At 62.1% G+C, this 1,229-nt stretch carries 1 protein-coding gene; it reads left to right on the top strand.

Features of this window, described 5'->3' with window-relative positions:
* Positions 1-19: 19 nt before the first annotated feature.
* Positions 20-1,229 (top strand): hypothetical protein (locus ACIP67_RS43365; protein WP_401700256.1); only part of this gene is annotated, 1,210 nt, incomplete at its 3' end.

Genomic DNA, 1,229 nt, shown 5'->3' with positions numbered 1-1,229 from the left:
CGATGAGCTGATTGTCCAAGTGGACGCCGTGCGCGCCGCGATCGATGTGATGTTCAAGGCCAACGAAGCCAGAGCGTTTGTGCGGCCGGCCGTTCCGCCCGGATCGCCTGCCGACGCTTTCCTGAAGTCTCTTTCGGCGACCACGACACAGCAGGAAATTGACAAAGCGCTTGCCCTTCCCGCCGAACCCAAGGTGGCGCATGCCGAGCTGGTGAAAGAGGAAGCCCGTCTCAAGACGACCGATCCTGCGGAGGAGAAGCGACGTTTGCTTTCCGCCGCCACACGGGTCGAAGCTTTGGCCGATCACTTCGAGACAGTCGGCACACAACTGTCGCCAGCCCGTGGCGATGAGCTGCTCGCCATGCAGACCGCAGCGACGACGCTTCGTTCTGCTGCCACCGAGGCGTCCAAGACCTCGTTTGCGGACGAACCACTCGCTGGTGTGGGCAGCAGCACATGGCGCGCGCTCTGGCAGGCCGCGGAGAACTACTCTGTGGCCGAGGCGTACCCAGGCCATGACTTCCCGGTGACCGGGGATGGGCAAGTCTGTGTGTTCTGCCAGCAACCGCTCCAGACCGATGCAGCAGAGCGCTTGCAGCGCTTCCACCAATTCGTTCACAACGACGTGGCAAAACGTGCCAAGGCCGCAGAGGACGCTTTCAAAGGTGCAATCGAAGACCTGAAAACACTTGACGTCACCAACGAAGAGACCACAGAGGCAATCGGCTTCCTCGCGACCGAAGACAAGGTGTTCGCTGATTCGTTGACCGCCGCGCTCGAAACGGCAAAGCGGGCCAAGACCCGCATTGGCGAGCGTCTGCGCGGTGAGTCTGAGGAAGGGTGGATCGACCTGGTTGCTGTCGATCTCGACGACCTCCGCCAGCGCGCGACCGACCTCAAGACCAAGGCCAAAGCCATCGATGAGGTCGCCTTTGCCCGCACCCTCGCGGACTGCAAGGCGAAGCTCGCCGAGCTTGAAGGCCAGATGGCGATCGCAGGTGCGCGGTCTGAGATCGAGAAGGAGGTCGAGCGGCTCAATTATCACGCCGCCCTCAAGAAGATTCAGTCCACTGTCACGACGCAGCCGATCTCCGTCGTGAGCGGCAACCTGGCGCGCACCTACGTCACCGACCGGGTGAAGGATCATTTCGTCCGGGAATCGGAGCGACTCAAGCTCGAGCATGTGGTGCTCGGTGATCAAGGCTCGCCGAAGGGCAAGCTCCGCCACA

It is taken from the genome of Streptomyces sp. NPDC088812, assembly GCF_044750285.1.
Lineage (GTDB): Bacteria > Actinomycetota > Actinomycetes > Streptomycetales > Streptomycetaceae > Streptomyces.
Note: the sequence above shows the minus strand (reverse complement) of the source record. Positions and strands in the feature narration are given on the sequence as shown.